Consider the following 16,446-nt stretch of genomic DNA (forward strand, 5'->3'; position numbering starts at 1 on the left):
CGCCCGTGCCGGTCCGGTCGGAGCCCCGCGCACGGCTCGGGGGCGGCCCCGGCCGTGGCCGGGACCGCCCCCGTGGAAGTGGTGGCCGGGTCAGCCGAACTGCTGCTCGAGATCCTTCAGCTTGCGCTCCAGGGAGTCCAGCCTGGGCAGGGTCAGCGTGTCGTCCTCCGCCGTGAGGTCGATGGTCTTGGGGGTGGCGGAGGTGGTCTCAGCGGCGGGATGCAGGGCCGGGCGGGTGGGGGCCGGGGAGGGCGAGTCGGTTGTGGGCGCGGGTGAGGGGGATATGGCGGGTTGTTCGGAGGCGGGCTGGGCGGCGGTGGCCGCGGTGACCGCCGGGACCTGCCGTCCGCCGCGGGGGCGCAGCCACATGCGGTGCTGGCGGTTCAGGGCGCGGATCCTGGCGCGCTCCAGCCGCTCGGCCTCCCGCTTGCGGGCCCGTTGCTCCTCCTTGCGGCGCCGGTCCTCGCGGACCTCCTCCACGGCCTCGTCCAGGCTGCGCACGTTCTCCAGCAGCATCAGCGACCATGCGCAGTAGGTCTCGCGGGGAGCGCGCACCCAGCGGACGATGCGGATCTGCGGGAGCGGGCGCGGGACGAGGCCCTGCTCGCGCAGGGCGGCGCGGCGGGTCTGCTTCAGGGCGCGGTCGAACAGGATGGCCGCCGAGATCGACATGCCGGCGAAGAAGTGCGGGGCGCCGGCGTGGTCCACGCCGCGCGGGGCGTGCACCCAGTTGAACCAGGCGGCGGCGCCCGCGAACAGCCACACCAGCAGGCGCGAGCCGAGGGCGGCGTCGCCGTGGCTGGCCTCGCGGACCGCGAGCACCGAGCAGAACATCGCCGCCCCGTCGAGGCCGAACGGCACCAGGTACTCCCAGCCGCCGGACAGGTTCAGGTTCTGCCGTCCGAAGCCCACCAGGCCGTGGAAGGACAGCGCGGCGGCGACGGCGGCGCAGCAGAACAGCAGCACATAGGAAGCGGCGCCGTAGACGGCCTCCTTGCGGCGGCGCCTCTCCTCGCTGCGCTCCCAGGAGTCCACCGGCGCGGCGTTCTTCTCCTCGGCGTCCGCGCGCCGGCGACGCAGGAACACCGCCAGCAGGGCGGCGAACGCCAGCGTGGAGCAGCCGGCGAGGGCCCAGGCCAGCGGGGTGTCCGAGAGTGTCATGGGATGTCCAAGCCTCGCTTTCCGTCAGGGCGTTTGGCCCGCACCATCTTGGCGGACAAGCAGCTCAGCATAGGGGGTTTCTGTGAAGGCGGCGCCAAGGGGACCGCCCCTGTGCGTAATTGACCGGACGCCAGTCCCGACACGGGTGCGGCGCCGGTGCGCTGAGGGAGGGTCAGTGGGCCACGAGGTGCTTGGCGCGGCCGCCGGCGCAGGTGCGGGGGCAGGTCGCGCAGACCTCGTCGGGGCGCAGTGTGTAGAACAGGCAGCAGCTCAGCCTGGTCCGGGTGTACCGGGGGAGCCCGCCGCCGGGGGAGGGCACCGGGCGCAGCGCCGCCTCCCCGTGGAACGGCGGGGTGCGGCCGGGCAGCAGGGCGGCGAGGTCCGCGGCGGCTCGTTCCTCGTCGCCGAACAGGTGGCCGAGGTAGAGCAGGCCCTCGACCAGCTCGTCCGTCGCCATGCCCCACAGCGCGCGCGGCCCGCGGCGCATCCGCGGCCGGAACGCGGTGAGCAGCGGCTCGAGGTGCTCGGCGACGGCGGCGCGCAGGGCTCCGCGCAGGGCCTCCTCGTCGGGCACCACGCGGGCGCCGGGGTGGCCGGCGGCCGGATCGCCCGGCAGGCAACTGAACTCGGTGACGAGCGCCGTCATCCGGCCCTCGGCGCGGTTGACGGACACGTGCTCCACGGGCAGCCGCGGCACGCGCCGGTCGAGGAACCAGGGCACCGACATCAGCAGGCAGGCGGGCCAGGCGTAGCGGTGCAGGCCGAAGCTGGCGGCGACGTCGCCGCGGGCGCGGGTGCCGTAGTCGCGCTCGCTGTCGTCGGCCTCCAGGGCGATCAGGGCGTCCAGCGCGCGTGCGTCGCGGGCGAGCGAGGCCGCGCCGACCCAGCCGCCGCCCTCGCGGGCCGGGCCCAGGTGGACCCGCAGGCCGGGGAAGGCGGCGGTGAGCCGGGCGTAGGCGTCCGCGAAAGGCATCTGAGATCACCCGCTGGGGGAGGCGCGCTGAGGCGTTCGGGCAAGGCAGGTAAGCCTTACCTTAGCCGATCTTCGGCACAGGCGCCTTTCGACTCGCTGGGGCGGGGGTCGGATACCGCTGGGGCCGGTGGGGCCGCTGGGACCGCGGAGGTGGGACGGGCGTGGGACCCGGTGCCGCCCGCGTGGCGCGGACGGGCGGGGCGAGCGGGAGTCCGGGGAGGTCGGAGCCGTTCGGGGCGGTGCCGTGGCGGCCCGCGCGGGCGGTGGCCGGGCGCGCCGGGCCGCCCCGCGGGCGGCGCGGGGAACGGCCGAAAGCCGCCCGGATCCCACCCTCCCGGGTGAGCCGGGCGGGCCCGTCAGGCGGGGGCGAGCTGCTGGGAGAGCCAGACGGGGATGCCGCCGAGGAGCTGCACCAGCCGGGCCGCCTCCGCGCGCAGCCGGGACGCCTCGGGGTCGGGGTGGGCGTCCGCCAGGGCGCTCAGCGCGGGCGCGACGCCGATCAGGTAGCCCAGGGACTCCCGCAGCCGCAGCGACTCGGCGAAGCCGTGCCTGGCCTCCTCCACGTCGCCGTCGCGCAGGGCGAGGCCGGCCAGGTGGCGCCAGGTGAACGAGCACAGCAGGTCGTCGCCGAGCTCGGTGGCGCCCGCGTGGGCGCGGCGGTACGCGGCGCGGGCGGCGGGCGGGTTGCGGGAGACGTGCTCGGCCACCAGGCCGCGGCGGAAGTCCAGCAGCGGGCGGGCCGGGGAGTCCGGCTCCAGCAGGGCGGCGCTGCGGCCGAGCGCGGCCCGCGCCTCGTCGGCGCGGTCCCGCACCCCGAGGACGGTCGCCGCGTACGCCAGGTGGCCCCGCTCGCACGCCGCGGCGCCGCGCTCGGCGTCGGTGCGGGCCAGCGCCTCCGCCTGCCGCAGCGCGTCCTCGGCCTCCTCCCACCCGTCCGAGGTGAACACGCACCGCTCCACCAGCAGCACCGTGCGCCGCAGCGCCCGGTCCGGGTCCGGTGTGCCGTTCATGGACTCCTCGAGCAGCCGGGCCGCCTCGCCCCAGCATCCGCGCGACCTCAGCCGCCACACTGCCGCCTCGGCGGTGTCCCCCACAGCCAGCCCTCCTGGTACGAGCAACGCCGGTGTTGTCCGTAGTGCGCGAAGTCCAACACGACCGCTGGCGTGGCGCCAAGGGTGCGTTGATCAAACAGTGATCAAAATGCCACTGTTCGTATGATTGATCATGGGGTGAATTCTCGGCGAAGGACAGCCGCCGCGCCAGAGGGCCCCGGGGGAGGAGGGGCGCGCGCCGGGGCGGCGGGGCGGCCGCGCGCCCCTCAGCTCATCCGCAGGGCCAGGAAGAAGTCCACCTTGTCCTCCAGGCGGGACAGGTCGCGGCCGGTGAGCTGCTCGATCCTGCCGATGCGGTAGCGCAGCGTGTTGACGTGCAGGTGCAGCTTGCCCGCGCAGCGCGTCCAGGAGCCGTCGCACTCCAGATACGCCTCCAGGGTGGGGATCAGCTCGGCCCGGTGCCGCCGGTCGTAGGCGCGCAGCGGCTCCAGCAGGCGGGCGGTGAAGGCCCGCCGCACGTCGTCCGGCACGAACGGCAGCAGCAGCACGTGCGAGGCCAGCTCGTCGTGGCCCGCCGCGCACACCCGCCCGGGCCGGGCGGCGGCGACCCGGCGGGCGTGCCTGGCCTCCTCCAGCGCGCCGCGCAGGCCCTCCGCGGAGTGGACCACGGCGCTGACGCCGAAGGTCAGCCTGCCGTCGTCGGCCAGGCCGCGCGACAGCGGCTCGGCGACGGCGGCCAGCAGGTCGGCGGGCAGCAGCTCGTGCTTGGTCCCGCCGCTCCCCGGCCGCCCCCCGTCGCCCTCCGGCCCCCCGTCGCCCTCCGGCTGCTCGTCGCCCTCCGGCCGCTGCTCGTCCCCCGCGGACGGCAGCGGCACCAGCGCGACCGCCTCCGCCCCGTCGTGGGCGACCGCGATCCGCTCCGCCGGGTCGCCGCCGGGCCGCCCCGGATCCGTCAGCGCCTCCTCCAGCAGCGGCTGCGCGACGGCGCCCGGCTCGGCGCGCCCGCCCCGCTCCAGGGCCGCCACCACCACCTGCCACTGCGGCGCCGCCCCGATCCCGGGCAGCAGCACCGGCGCGGCCACCCGGAGCCTGGCCGCCATCTCCGCGGGCGCGGCGTCCGCGTGGACCAGGTCCACCAGCTCCCGCGCCAGGCGGCGGCGCACCGCCCGGGCCGCCTCCCGCCGCTCCCGCTCCACCGCGATCAGCTCGGCGACCCCGGTGACCAGGTCCAGCCGCTCGGCGGGCCAGTCGGCGCAGTCCGCCTCCACGGCCAGCAGCCACTCCGACAGCGCGGCCGGGCCCGCCGTGCCGCCGCCGCGCACCGGGAACAGCGAGAAGCGGCGGCCGTCCGCCTCGGTCCGGTGCGGCACGGGCCGCCCGGCCAGCCGCGCCGCCATCTGCTCGCCCGCCAGCACGGCGCACAGCCCCGCGGGCAGCGGCGGCCGCGCCCCGGCGATCCGGCGCCCCAGCGGGGACAGCACATGGGCGCGCAGGTCCAGGTCGGCGGCGAGCAGGCCGAGCACCGCGTCGGGGCCGCCGCCCTCGGGCCCGGCGGACACCAGGCGCCGGTGCCGCTCCACCACGGCCGCCAGGTCCCCGGCCCGCTCGGTGGACACCTGCCGCACCACGTGCTCGGTGATGGCGGCGAACGCCACCTTCTCGTCCACCGCGAACAGCGGCATCCGGTGCCGGGCGCAGGCCGCCACCAGGTCCGCGGGGATGGCGCCCTGCTCGGCCTCGCCCGCGGCGAGCCCGGCCACCCCGGCGGCGGCCAGGATCCGCACGAAGCGCTCCGAGTCCCGCGGGCCGTGCCGCCACGCCAGACCGGTCAGCACCAGCTCGCCCCCGGCCAGGTAGCGGCTGGGGTCGCGCAGGTCGGTGGTCATCACTCCGCGGACGGTGCGGTCGAGCTCGTCCTCACCGCCGAGCAGCCGCAGCCCCAGCTCCTCGGTGTCCAGCAGTGCCCGCAGGCGCATCGTCGCCACTTCCCGTCCTTCAGCCCCTGTCGGCCAGCCCCTGTCGGCCGGCGCGCGCCCTCGTGCGCGCCCCTCACCAGGGTCGCGCCCGGCGCGTTCCAACGGTGTTGCCGGCCGGATGCCGCGACGTTTCCGCCGCCCCTCCGCCGCCCCCGCTAGGAGGAACCCACAAGTGTGCCCGCCGCGTTCCCCCGGCGCTTCATGGGTTGTGTGACTGCACCCGGACGGACGGCCGGGCGTGTACTGGCGGTGTGCGCCCGGTACACCTCCCGGCAGGCGAAGCGGCCGGGCGGGCGGCGCCGGGCCGCGGCGGCCGGGCGGACACCGAGGAGGCGCCATGGAGTTCCTGCGTCCCGCCGACTGGGCGGAGGCGCTCGCCGCCAGGGCGGAGCACCCCGGCGCCCTCCCCGTCGCGGGCGGCACCGACGTGATGGTGGAGCTGAACTTCGGGCTGCGCCGCCCCGACGCCCTGCTGGACCTCACCCGCGTCGCGTGCCTGCGCGAGTGGGACACCGACGGCGACGTGGTGCGCCTGGGCGCCGGCGTGCCCTACACCCGGATCGTGCGGGAGCTCGCGGGCCCGCTGCCCGGCCTCGCGCTGGCCGCCCGCACCGTCGGCTCCCCACAGATCCGCAACCGCGGCACCGTCGGCGGCAACCTCGGCGCCGCCTCCCCCGCCGGGGACGCCCACCCGCCGCTGCTGGCCGCGGGCGCGGAGGTGGAGGTGGCCTCGGTGCGCGGCACCAGGCTGGTGCCCGCCGAGGAGTTCTACCTCGGCGTCAAGCGCAACGCCCTGGCGCCGGACGAGCTGATCCGCGCCGTGCGGGTGCGGCGGGCCCGCGGGCCCCAGCAGTTCTCCAAGGTCGGCACCCGCAACGCCATGGTGATCGCCGTGTGCGCGTTCGCCCTGGCGCTCGACCCCGCCGCCAGGAGCGTGCGCACCGGCGTCGGCTCCGCCGCCCCCACCCCCCTGCGGGCCCGCGCCGCCGAGGACTTCCTCGCCGCCGCGCTGGACGAGGGCGGCCACTGGGAGCGCGGCCGGGCCGTGCCGCCGCCCGTCGCCGCCCGCTTCGCCGAGCTGGTCGCCGAGGCCGCCGACCCCATCGACGACGTGCGCGGCAGCGCCCGCTACCGGCGGCACGCCCTGCGGGTGACGGCGCGCCGCACCCTGGGCTGGGCCTGGGACGAGCACCTGCGCGGGAAGGAGCAGCGATGCGCGTGACGTTCACGGTCAACGGACGGCGCCACGAGGCGGACGGCGTGTGGGAGGGCGAGAGCCTGCTGTACGTGCTGCGCGAGCGGCTCGGCCTGCCCGGCGCGAAGAACGCCTGCGAGCAGGGCGAGTGCGGCTCGTGCACGGTCCGCCTGGACGGCGAGCCGGTCTGCGCCTGCCTGGTCGCGGCGGGGCAGGCCGAGGGGTGCGAGGTGCGCACCGTGGAGGGCTTGGCCGCGCCGGGCGGGGGCGCGGGCGAGCAGGTGGCGGGCGGCGCGCTGTCCGCCGTCCAGCGCGCGTTCCTGGACGCGGGCGCCGTGCAGTGCGGCTTCTGCACCCCCGGGCTGCTGGTGGCCGCCGACGCCCTGCTGGAGCGCGACCCCGACCCGTCCGACGAGGACGTCCGCGAGGCACTGTCCGGCAACCTGTGCCGCTGCACCGGCTACGAGGCGATCCTGGACGCGGTCCGGCTCGCCGCGGTCCGGCTCGCCGCGGCCCGGCGTGCCGGCGGCCCGGCCGGGGCGGAGGCCGGGCCGTGACCGCGGCCCGCACCCCGGCCGCCGTCGAGGCCGCCCGGCGGGTCCGGGACACCCGCGGCGGCGTCGTCGGCGAGAGCGCGCCCCGGCCCGACGGCACCCTGAAGGTGACCGGCGAGTTCGCCTACTCCTCCGACCTGTGGGCCGAGGACATGCTGTGGGGCCACACCCTGCGCAGCCCCCACCCGCACGCCAGGATCACGGGCATCGACACCGCCGAGGCGCTGCGCGTCCCCGGGGTGCACGCCGTGCTCACCCACGCCGACCTGCCCGCCGCCACCCACTACGGCCTGGAGATCCCCGACCAGCCCGTCCTGGCCGGGGACCGGGTCAGGTACCAGGGCGAGCCGGTCGCCCTGGTCGCCGCCGACCACCCGGAGACCGCCCGCCGCGCCGCGGAGCGCGTCCGCGTCGCCTACGAGGTGCTGGCCCCGGTCACCGACGAGGCGACCGCCACCGGGCCCGGCGCCCCCGTGCTGCACCCGGGCCGCACCGACCAGCACGCCCCGCACGTGCCGCACCCCAACGTCGTGCACCGCCAGCCGGTCAGGCGCGGCGACGTGGCCGCGGCCCGCGCCCGCGCCGAGGTGGTCGTCACCGGCACCTACCAGGTCGGGATGCAGGACCAGGCGTTCCTCGGACCCGAGTCCGGGCTCGCCGTGCCCGCCGAGGACGGCGGCGTCGACCTGTACATCGCCACCCAGTGGCTGCACGCCGACCGCCGCCAGCTCGCCCCGGTCCTCGGCCTGCCCGAGGACAAGGTCAGGCTGACCCTCTCCGGCGTCGGCGGCGCGTTCGGCGCCCGGGAGGACCTGTCCATGCAGGCGCACGCGTGCCTGCTCGCGCTGCGCACCGGCCGCCCCGTGAAGATCGTCTACAACCGGTACGAGTCGTTCTTCGGGCACGTCCACCGGCACCCCGCGACGCTCACCTACGAGCACGGCGCCACCCGCGACGGGCAACTGGTGTACGTCACCGGGCGCATCGTCCTGGACGGCGGCGCCTACGCGTCCTCGTCCCCCGCCGTGGTCGGCAACGCCGCCTCGCTGGGCCTGGGCCCCTACGTGTGCGACGACGTGGAGATCGAGGCGCTCGCCCTGTACACCAACAACCCGCCGTGCGGCGCCATGCGCGGCTTCGGCGCCGTCCAGGCGTGCTTCGCCTACGAGTCCCAGATGGACCGCCTCGCCGCCGAGCTCGGCATGGACCCGGTGGAGCTGCGGCAGCGCAACGCGCTCGCCCAGGGCGGCACCATGCCCACCGGGCAGGTCGTGGACTCCCCGGCGCCCGTCGCGGAGCTGCTGCGCCGGGTCAAGGAGCGCCCGCTGCCCCCGGAGCGGCAGTGGGAGACGGCCGGGGGCGCCGACCCGCGGGCGCTGCCCGGCGGGGTGTCCAACACCACCCGCGGCGAGGGCGTGGTGCGCGGCGTCGGCTACGCGGTCGGCGTGAAGAACGTCGGGTTCTCCGAGGGCTTCGACGACTACTCCACCGCCCGGGTGCGCCTGGAGGTGGTGGGCGGCGAGCCGGTCGCCCTGGTGCACACGGCGATGGCCGAGGTCGGCCAGGGCGGGGTGACCGTGCACGCCCAGATCGCCCGCACCGAGCTCGGCGTCACCGAGGTCGTGCTGCACCCGGCGGACACCTCCGTCGGCTCGGCGGGCTCCACCTCCGCGTCCCGCCAGACGTACATGACGGGCGGGGCGGTGCGGAACGCCTGCCGCCTGGTGCGCGAGGAGGTGCTGCGGCTGGGCCGCCGGCGGTGCGGCGCGGACCCGGCCTGGCACGACGGCACGCCGCTGCGCCTGCGCGACGGCAAGGTCGTCACCGCCGCGGGCGAGGTGCTCGCGTCGCTGGCCGACGTCCTGGGCGACGGGGCCGTGGACATCGAGCGCGAGTTCAGGCACCGCCCCACCGAGCCGCTGGACCGCGCCACCGGGCAGGGCTTCGGCCATGTGCAGTACTCCTTCTGCGCCCACCGGGCGGTGGTGGAGGTGGACACCGAGCTGGGCCTGGTGAAGGTGGTGGAGCTGGCCGCCGCGCAGGACGTCGGCAGGGCCATCAACCCGCGGGCGGTGATCGGCCAGATCCAGGGCGCGGGCGTGCAGGGCATGGGCCTGGCCCTGATGGAGGAGATCGTCGTCTCCGGCGACGCCCGGGTGATGAACCCCTCCTTCACCGACTACCTCATCCCCACCTGCCTGGACGTGCCCGACCTGCCGGTGGAGATCCTGGAGCTCGCCGACGAGCACGCGCCCTACGGCCTGCGCGGCGTCGGCGAGGCCCCCACCCTGTCCTCCACCCCGGCGGTGGTCGCCGCCGTCCGCGCCGCGACGGGGCTCGCGCTGCGCCGGGTGCCGGTGCGGCCGGAGCACCTCACGGGGACGTGACGGGGCGCCGCCCGCCGCCGCTCACACGCCGCACCGCCGCCGGCTCACCGCAGTTCGGCCAGCCGGGCGGCCATCGCCCGGCGGAACGCCGGGATCCGGCCCGCCACCAGCATCGCCGTGTTCCGGCCCAGCCGGGCGGCGGGGCGGCGCACGGTGGCGGTCCTGGTGAGGAAGTCGGTGAAGGCGATCACCCGGCGCGCCACCGGGCGGCGGGCGCGGCCGTAGCCGTCCAGGACCTCCTCGGCGCGCTCGGCGCGGGTGAGGGCGGTGTGCAGCGCGTGGCCGAGCGCCACCGCGTCCTGCACGCCGATGTTCATGCCCTGGCCGCCGGCCGGGCTGTGCACGTGCGCGGCGTCCCCGGCCAGGAACAGCCGCCCGGCCCGGTACCGGTCCGCCAGGCGGTGCTGGATGTGGAAGTCCGAGGACCACAGCACCTCCTGCACCGCCACCCGGCCCGCGCCGCGCTCGGTGAGGATCCGCTGCACGTCGTCCGCGTCCGGGGCGTCGGCGCCCTCGGCGACCGTGGCCACCACCCGGAACATCTCGTGCGGCAGCGGCGCGACCACCACCGGGCCCTGCGGGGAGACCAGCATCTCCAGCCGGTCCCGCTCGCGCGGCCAGCGCATCCGGACGTCCGCCAGCGCGAAGTGCTCCTCGTAGGGGCGGCCGGAGAAGCCGATCCCGGCCTCCTCCCGGACCGTGCTGTGCACGCCGTCGGCGCCCACCGCGTACCGGCCGCGGATCTCGTGCTCGGCGCCGTCGCCGCCGGTGACGGTGACGGTCACGCCGTCGCCGTCCTGCGCCGCGCCGACGGCCTCGTACGGCCGGTGCACGGCCCCGCCGAGCTTGCCGAGCCGGTCGAGCAGGATCTCCTCCGTCTCGTTCTGCGGCAGCATCAGCGTGTACGGGTAGGCCGTCGGCAGCGACGAGAACGGGACGGTCACCAGCGCCCGGTGCCGGTCGCGCGCGGCGAACAGGGGCAGCGGCAGCCCCCGCTCCACCATGGTGCGGCTGATGTCCAGCTCCTCCAGGACCTCCAGGGTCCTGGCGTGCACCCCGGCGGCGCGCGAGGTGTTGGCGCCCTCGGCGAGGCGGTCGACCACGACGTGGTCCACGCCGCGGGCGGCCAGCACCGCGGCCAGGGTCAGGCCCACCGGGCCTGCGCCCACGATCACGACATCGGTGGACGACGGGGGAACGGTGGAGGTGTTCATGTCCCGCGCCTGTCCGCCGGCGGGCCGGGTATGCGCGGATCCGGCCGGATGGAGTCGGGTTCCGGCCAAGAGCGGTCCGCCCGGCGCCCGCCGGAACACCCGGCGCACGGCGCACGCCGGGGGCGGGCGGCGCGGGAACACGGGGGAGAAGCGGCGGAAGGACGTCCGGAAACAACCCTTGACGGCCCTTCGGCGGCTCCATCGGCGACAGGCCCGGGGGCGCCTCTTACGGAAGCTGCCCCGTGCGCCGGGCCGCCACCACCGCCTCCAGGCGGGTGTGGGCGCCCAGCTTGCGCATCGCCGAGCGCAGATAGCTCTTGACCGTCTCCGTCCGCAGCCCCAGCCGCTGCGCCGTGTCCGCGTTGGTGCGGCCCCTGGCCACCAGCGCCAGCACGTCCACCTCCCGCGGCGACAGCCCCGGATGCGGGGCGAGCCGCGGCGCGGGGCCCGGCGAAGCGGCCGAGGCGAGACGGGCGGAGGCGGCCCGCAGCCGGCTGCGCAGCTCCTCGTCGGCCACCTCCACCGCGAGCGTCCGCAGCTCGGCGTGGACCTGCCGGACCTCCTCCCACGCCGGGTCGGCGGCCGGGGCCTCCAGGCGGTTGAGCGCCTCCCGCGCGTCGTCGTGCAGGGTCAGGCGCCGCTCCAGCTCCCGCGCGGTCGCCACGGCCGCCCTGAGCACCCGGTCGCCCAGCGGCAGCGGCTGCCGCAGCGCCCCGTACAGCACGCCCCGCACACTGCGCCGCACCACCACCGGCACCGCGACCAACGAGCGCAGCCCCTCGGCGCCCACCGCGGCGTCGTACTCGTGGCTGATGGTGCGCGCCGCCGGGTAGTCCGTGACCGCCACCGGCCGGGCCAGCGCCACGGCCTTGCCGCCCAGGCCGTTGCCCGTGGCCACCTCCAGGCCCCGCAGCGCGTTCGTCGCCGTGCCGGCGAGCTGATCGATGCGCACGCAGTCCTGCGTGGTCAGATAGCCGCCGATGGCGACCGGAAGGCCCGTGCTCCGCCGCATGGCCAGCAGCGCGGCACCGAGCTGACCGGTCTCGTCACTCACTCGGCGGCCTCCCCGCTCCCCTGCTCCCCGCCCCCATCCGGGGGTAGTGAGACTCGGATCACTCACCCACGATGGCAATGTAGCGGCGCAATTACCAGGAGGAAACCTGTCGGGCGCCAACGCGGGGTCCCGACCCCCCGCCACCGCGCACGGCCTCCGAACGGCGCGCCGCACGGACCACGCCCCGCTCCCTCCACCGCGAGTCCCGGGAGGCCGGATAAGTGACCACGCCGCTGAAGGACCCCTCCCGCCCCCGCGGGACCGCTGACGTGCCTCTGCTGAGCGAGACCATCGGAGGCGTGCTGCGGCGCACGGCCGCGGCCCACCCCGGGAAGGAGGCGCTGGTCGAGTGCGCCACCGGCCTGCGCCGCACCTACGCCCAGCTCGACCGCGCCGTGGACGAGGTGGCGGCGGGCCTGCTGGCCGCGGGCGTGGACCGGGGCGACCGGGTGGCGCTGTGGGCGCCGGACTGCGCCGAGTGGGTTTTCACCCAGTACGCGGCGGCCCGGATCGGCGCGGTGCTGGTGAACGTCGGCCGCGTCCGCCGGGCCCGGGAGCTGGAGCGGGTGCTGCGGCGGACCGGGGCGACCCTGCTGCTGGCGCACCCCGCCTACCACGGCGGCCATCCCGCCGCCGCGTGGGTGGGCCGGGTCCTGCCGGGCCTCGACATCGCTGTCATCGGCGGGCGGCGCTGGCGGGAGATGCTCGCCGCGGGCGCCCGGCTGCCCCGCGACCACCTGGCCGCCCGCGAGGCGGAGGTCTCCGCGTACGACGCCGTGGTGATGCAGCACACCACCGGCATCACCGGGCTGCCCAGGGCCGTCGCCCTCTCCCACCACAACATCCTCAACAACGGGCACTACGTCGCCGAGCGGCTCGGCCACGGCCACCGCGACCGGATCTGCCTGCCCGTCCCGCAGCACCACTGCTTCGGCCTGGTGACCGGGGCGCTCGGCGCCGTCAGCCACGGGGCGTGCGTGATCCTGCCCGGCCCCTCGTTCGACCCCGAGGCCACACTGCGCGCCGTGGAGCGGGAGCGGGCCACCTCCCTGTACGGGCTGTCCACGACGTTCCTCGCCCTGCTGGACCTGCTGCCGGAGCGCCGGTACGACCTGTCGTCGCTGCGCACCGGCCTGGTCGCGGGCGCCCCCTGCCCGGTGGAGGTGGTCCGGCGGGTGGTCGCCGAGCTGGGGCTGAGCGAGCTGTGCGTCGCCTACGGCACGCCCGAGCCCGGCCCGCTCCCGGCGCCGCCCCGCCCGGCCGCCGCCGAGCCGCCCGGTGAGGCGCCGCCGCGCCCCGAGGTGAAGGTGGTGGACCGGGCCGGCGGCCTGACCGTGGAGCGCGGCGAGCCGGGCGAGCCGCACCCCCGCGGCGCCTCGGCGATGCTGGGCTACTGGGACGCGCCGGACCGGGCCGCCGAGCCCGGCGACGAGCCCCGCCGGCCGCACACCGGGGACCTGGCGGTGATGCGCAGGGACGGGCGGCTGACCCTCGTCGGACGGGTCAGGGACGTGATCGTGCGCGGCGGGGACAAGATCCACCCGCGGGAGGTCGAGGAGTTCCTGCACAGCCACCCCAAGATCGCCGAGGTGCAGGTGGTGGGCGTCCCCGACCCCAAGTACGGCGAGGAGGTGCTGGCCTGCGTGGTGCTCAACGACCCCGAGGACACGCTCACCGCCGAGGAGCTGTACCGCTTCTGCGCGGACCGGCTCGCCGCGTGGAAGACCCCGCGCTACGTCCGGGTCCTGGACGCGTTCCCGACCACGGTCGGCGGCAAGGTCCGCAAGACGCAACTGCGCGCCTGGGCGGCGGGGGACCTGGCCCTCCTCGGCTGAGGCGGACGGCGCCCCGGCGGACGGGCGGTCCGGCGGACGGACCGACGGGCAGGGGGCAGGCGGGCGGGGGACGCCCGCCGCTCACCCCTCCGCGGGCGCGCCCTCGCGGACCAGCCGCTCCGCGGCCTCGTTGACCGGCTGCGGCGTGCCGGTCAGGTCCAGCACGAACAGCGGCAGGGACAACTGCCCGGCGCGGATCCGGGCCTCCCGCGAGTACCCCGCCAGGGCGAAGAACGCGCCGGCGGCGTCCTCGTTGAGGCTGTTCAGCCACAGGCACTCCACGTCCTTGACCGCCGTCGGCCTGATGTCCCCGTCCACCTGCGCCACCACGCCCCTGCCCCGCACGTCCACGCCGGTGCGGGCCCGGTCCCCGCTCGGCCCGACCTCGGCGAAGCCCAGCCACTTCAGGTAGCGCACGGCCGCGGTGACGGTGTCGGCCGCGGTGCGGATCGTCACCGGCTGGAACGGCGGCCGCACCGCGGGCAGCGGCGCCGCCGCCGGGCGGCGCGGCCCGGCCGGGTCCGGCGCGGGGCGGCGGCCCCGCCCGGAGGAGTCCACGGGCAGCCGCACCGTGACCCCGCACGGGCAGCCGAACTCGGGCTGCGGCCACTGGTCGGCGCGCCCGCAGGCGGGGCAGCGCATCGTCACCCAGGAGTCGTTCCAGGAGCGGTGCCGGACCTCCACGGGGAACCCGCCGCGCAGCAGCGGCACGGTCAGCGGGGCGCCGCAGGCGCAGGGGAAGGTCGCGGGGGTGAACGAGTGCTCTCGGCGGCAGGCCGGACAGCGCACCGGAACGCTCTCTGCCATGGCTGTGCTCCTGGGGTCGCTCGACAGGGGTGGGCGCGGCGGTGGGACGGTGCGCCGGCACGCGGTGGTGCCCGCCCCATGCTCCCCGAAGGGGCGGGCGATGGGGAACGGTTCGGGCCCGGACGGGGTGCGCCGGGGGACCGCGGCCCGCGGCGGGCGGTGTTGGCGGATCCTCCGGCCGGGGCGCCGCCGCCGCGGGGCGGGTTTGTGGCTTCCTCCGGCCGCGCGGCGGCGTATCCGCGACGAGCCCCGCGGCACGGCGCGCAGACGTTCCCCCGCCGCCCGTGACGGGCTACGTTGGGCGGCACGCGGGCGATCACCGGTCGCCCGCGGCGCGCTGTCCACCGCCCACGTCCCACCAGGGAGGCGCTGTTGTCCCCGGGGCCGTCCGACGCACCAGCACCACCCGACCCGCCGTCCGCCGACCCGCCCCCCGCCGACCCGCCCCCCGCCGACCCGCCGGCCGGGGCCCTCGCCGCGCGGCTGGACGCGGCGGACGACGCGGAGGCCGCGGCGCTGCTGCGCGAGGTGTGCGCGAGCCGGGCCTGGGCGCGGACGGTGCTCGCCGGGCGCCCCCACGGCACCCTGGACGCGCTGCTCGCGGCGAGCGACCGGGCCACCGCCGCCCTGTCCGGACCCGACCTGGACGAGGCCCTCGCCGGGCACCCACCGATCGGGCGGCCCGCGCCCGGCGACCCGGTCTCCGCGCGCGAGCAGGGCGGGGTGGGCGAGGGGACGCGGGAGGAGCTGCTCGCGCTGGGGCGCCGCTACCAGGAGCGGTTCGGCCACGTCTTCCTGATCCGCGCCGCTGGCCGCTCCGGCGAGGAACTGCTCGCCGCGCTGCGGGAGCGGCTGGGCAACAGCCCGGAGCGGGAGCGCGAGGCCGCCCGCGCGGAGCTGGCCGGGATCAACCGGCTCCGCCTGGAGCGACTGGCGCGGGAGCACGCCGCCCGGCCGCGGGCCGCCCGCGTCACCACCCATGTGCTGGACACCGCGGCCGGGCACCCGGCCCGCGGCGTGGCCGTGCGCCTGGAGTGGCGCGCCGGGGACGGGCCCTGGGCCGAGGCGGGCGCCGCCGCCACCGACGCCGACGGCCGCTGCTCCGCCCTGCCCGCGCCGGACGTCGCCGCCCGGCAGGCCAGGCTGTGCTTCGACGTCGCCCCGTACCTGGCCCGCACCCACGGCGCGGGCTTCTTCCCCGAGGTGACCGCCGCCTTCGCCGTCGAGCCGGGCGCGCACTACCACGTGCCGCTGCTGCTCAGCCCGTACGGCTACTCCGTCTACCGAGGGAGCTGACCGCCGATGACCACCACGCTCGGCCCGCACGCCTACGGCAAGGCGGAGACCCGCGTCGTCCGCGTCACCCGGGACGGCGCCACCCACCACATCACGGACCTGAACGTGTCCGTGGCGCTGACCGGCGCCATGGAGCGGGTGTACCTGGAGGGCGACAACACGCCCGTCCTGCCGACGGACTCGGTGAAGAACACCGTGTACGCCTTCGCCAAGGAGCGCGGCGTCACCTCGCCCGAGCAGTTCGCGATCGACCTCGCCGAGCACTTCGTCACCGGGCGGGACGCGATCCACCGGGCCCGGGTCACCGTGGAGGAGTACGCCTGGGAGCGGCTGACCGCCGACTCGCGCAGCGCCGCCGCCGGAGGAGCGGGCCACTCCTTCGCCCGCAGGGGCCGGGAGGTGCGGCGGTGCCGGGTCACCCACGACGGACGGGACCGGCAGGTGCTCGCGGGCCTGGCGGACCTGACGCTGCTCAACACCACCGACTCCGAGTTCCGGGGCTTCGCCAGGGACCGGTACACCACCCTGCGGGAGACCGGCGACCGCATCCTCGCCACCGACGTGGCCGCCTGGTGGCGCTACGGCTGGACCGGCGCGGCGGGGGAGCGCGCGCCCGACTGGAACAAGTGCTTCGCCCGCGCCAGGCAGAGCCTGCTGGAAGCGTTCGCCGAGACCTACAGCCGCTCCCTCCAGCAGACCCTGTACGCCATGGGCGAGCGGGTCGTGGAGCAGGTGGAGAGCGTCGACGAGGTGCGCCTGGCCCTGCCGAACAAGCACCACTTCCTGGTGGACCTGGAGCCGTTCGGCCTGGAGAACGACAACGAGGTGTACCACGCCGCCGACCGCCCGTACGGGCTGATCGAGGGCACCGTGCTGCGCGAGGGCGCCCGGGCCGCCATCCCGGTGGAGTGAGCCGCCCCCGTGAGCCGAAGCCACCCCCGT

The 16,446-nt window shown here is 77.2% G+C and carries 13 protein-coding genes; 6 read left to right on the plus strand and 7 right to left on the minus strand.

Annotated elements, in window-relative coordinates; all coding sequences use genetic code 11:
* Positions 1-90 precede the first annotated feature (90 nt).
* The 4 genes from ACYVO2_RS10890 to ACYVO2_RS10905 all read right to left on the minus strand — a co-directional run bounded on the left by ACYVO2_RS10890 (position 91) and on the right by ACYVO2_RS10905 (position 5,162).
* A complete protein-coding gene (locus ACYVO2_RS10890) occupies positions 91-1,161 on the minus strand; it encodes a DUF2637 domain-containing protein (protein ID WP_461007473.1) in 1,071 nt (356 codons plus the stop codon).
* A gap of 172 nt (positions 1,162-1,333) precedes the next feature.
* Entirely contained in the window at positions 1,334-2,134 is an 801-nt protein-coding gene (locus tag ACYVO2_RS10895) for a (2Fe-2S)-binding protein (protein ID WP_461007474.1), read from the minus strand.
* A 356-nt stretch (positions 2,135-2,490) separates the two neighbouring features.
* Entirely contained in the window at positions 2,491-3,228 is a 738-nt protein-coding gene (locus ACYVO2_RS10900) for a hypothetical protein (protein ID WP_461007475.1), read from the minus strand.
* A 224-nt stretch (positions 3,229-3,452) separates the two neighbouring features.
* Complete coding sequence (locus tag ACYVO2_RS10905; RefSeq protein WP_461007571.1) at positions 3,453-5,162, minus strand: PucR family transcriptional regulator; 1,710 nt, start codon at positions 5,160-5,162, stop codon at positions 3,453-3,455.
* Positions 5,163-5,499: 337 nt separating this feature from the next.
* On the opposite strand from ACYVO2_RS10905, the gene ACYVO2_RS10910 reads away from it, so the two are divergent.
* From ACYVO2_RS10910 to pucD, 3 genes are read left to right on the plus strand one after another with little or no spacing between them, the layout of a single operon-like run.
* Complete coding sequence (locus tag ACYVO2_RS10910) at positions 5,500-6,384, plus strand: FAD binding domain-containing protein (protein ID WP_461007476.1); 885 nt, start codon at positions 5,500-5,502, stop codon at positions 6,382-6,384.
* Positions 6,375-6,914, plus strand: a complete 540-nt coding sequence (locus ACYVO2_RS10915; protein ID WP_461007477.1) for a (2Fe-2S)-binding protein — start codon at positions 6,375-6,377, stop codon at positions 6,912-6,914. Before ACYVO2_RS10910 ends, ACYVO2_RS10915 begins: the two co-directional genes overlap by 10 nt.
* Positions 6,911-9,298 (plus strand): xanthine dehydrogenase subunit D, encoded by a 2,388-nt coding sequence (pucD, locus tag ACYVO2_RS10920; RefSeq protein WP_461007478.1) that lies wholly within the window; start codon positions 6,911-6,913, stop codon positions 9,296-9,298. The genes ACYVO2_RS10915 and pucD overlap by 4 nt, the downstream gene beginning before the upstream one ends.
* A 44-nt stretch (positions 9,299-9,342) precedes the next feature.
* Here pucD and ACYVO2_RS10925 read toward each other — a convergent pair whose 3' ends face one another.
* A complete protein-coding gene (locus ACYVO2_RS10925; RefSeq protein ID WP_461007479.1) occupies positions 9,343-10,512 on the minus strand; it encodes an FAD-dependent oxidoreductase in 1,170 nt (389 codons plus the stop codon).
* 226 nt (positions 10,513-10,738) lie between these two features.
* Positions 10,739-11,524: a helix-turn-helix transcriptional regulator gene (locus ACYVO2_RS10930; RefSeq protein WP_461007572.1), complete on the minus strand. Its 786-nt coding sequence runs from the start codon at positions 11,522-11,524 to the stop codon at positions 10,739-10,741.
* Positions 11,525-11,835: 311 nt separating this feature from the next.
* On the opposite strand from ACYVO2_RS10930, the gene ACYVO2_RS10935 reads away from it, so the two are divergent.
* Positions 11,836-13,401 (plus strand): AMP-binding protein, encoded by a 1,566-nt coding sequence (locus tag ACYVO2_RS10935; RefSeq protein ID WP_461007480.1) that lies wholly within the window; start codon positions 11,836-11,838, stop codon positions 13,399-13,401.
* Between the two features lie 81 nt (positions 13,402-13,482).
* Here ACYVO2_RS10935 and ACYVO2_RS10940 read toward each other — a convergent pair whose 3' ends face one another.
* Complete coding sequence (locus ACYVO2_RS10940) at positions 13,483-14,208, minus strand: hypothetical protein (RefSeq protein WP_461007481.1); 726 nt, start codon at positions 14,206-14,208, stop codon at positions 13,483-13,485.
* A gap of 372 nt (positions 14,209-14,580) precedes the next feature.
* Here ACYVO2_RS10940 and uraD point away from each other — a divergent pair, with 372 nt between their 5' ends.
* A complete protein-coding gene (gene uraD / locus ACYVO2_RS10945; protein WP_461007482.1) occupies positions 14,581-15,504 on the plus strand; it encodes a 2-oxo-4-hydroxy-4-carboxy-5-ureidoimidazoline decarboxylase in 924 nt (307 codons plus the stop codon).
* A gap of 6 nt (positions 15,505-15,510) precedes the next feature.
* Positions 15,511-16,416: a factor-independent urate hydroxylase gene (gene pucL, locus ACYVO2_RS10950; RefSeq protein WP_461007483.1), complete on the plus strand. Its 906-nt coding sequence runs from the start codon at positions 15,511-15,513 to the stop codon at positions 16,414-16,416.
* Positions 16,417-16,446: the final 30 nt, after the last annotated feature.

The sequence above is a fragment of the Streptomyces capparidis genome, assembly GCF_054782095.1.

What these genes read in the sequence shown, in the direction of transcription:
- ACYVO2_RS10890 (WP_461007473.1), bottom strand. Translation starts at nt 1,161, where the DNA reads ATGACACTCTCGGACACCCCGCTGGCCTGGGCCCTCGCCGGCTGCTCC.
- ACYVO2_RS10895 (WP_461007474.1), bottom strand. Translation starts at nt 2,134, where the DNA reads ATGCCTTTCGCGGACGCCTACGCCCGGCTCACCGCCGCCTTCCCCGGC.
- ACYVO2_RS10905 (WP_461007571.1), bottom strand. Translation starts at nt 5,162, where the DNA reads ATGCGCCTGCGGGCACTGCTGGACACCGAGGAGCTGGGGCTGCGGCTG.
- ACYVO2_RS10910 (WP_461007476.1), top strand. Translation starts at nt 5,500, where the DNA reads ATGGAGTTCCTGCGTCCCGCCGACTGGGCGGAGGCGCTCGCCGCCAGG.
- ACYVO2_RS10915 (WP_461007477.1), top strand. Translation starts at nt 6,375, where the DNA reads ATGCGCGTGACGTTCACGGTCAACGGACGGCGCCACGAGGCGGACGGC.
- ACYVO2_RS10925 (WP_461007479.1), bottom strand. Translation starts at nt 10,512, where the DNA reads ATGAACACCTCCACCGTTCCCCCGTCGTCCACCGATGTCGTGATCGTG.
- ACYVO2_RS10930 (WP_461007572.1), bottom strand. Translation starts at nt 11,524, where the DNA reads ATGCGGCGGAGCACGGGCCTTCCGGTCGCCATCGGCGGCTATCTGACC.
- ACYVO2_RS10940 (WP_461007481.1), bottom strand. Translation starts at nt 14,208, where the DNA reads ATGGCAGAGAGCGTTCCGGTGCGCTGTCCGGCCTGCCGCCGAGAGCAC.
- pucL (WP_461007483.1), top strand. Translation starts at nt 15,511, where the DNA reads ATGACCACCACGCTCGGCCCGCACGCCTACGGCAAGGCGGAGACCCGC.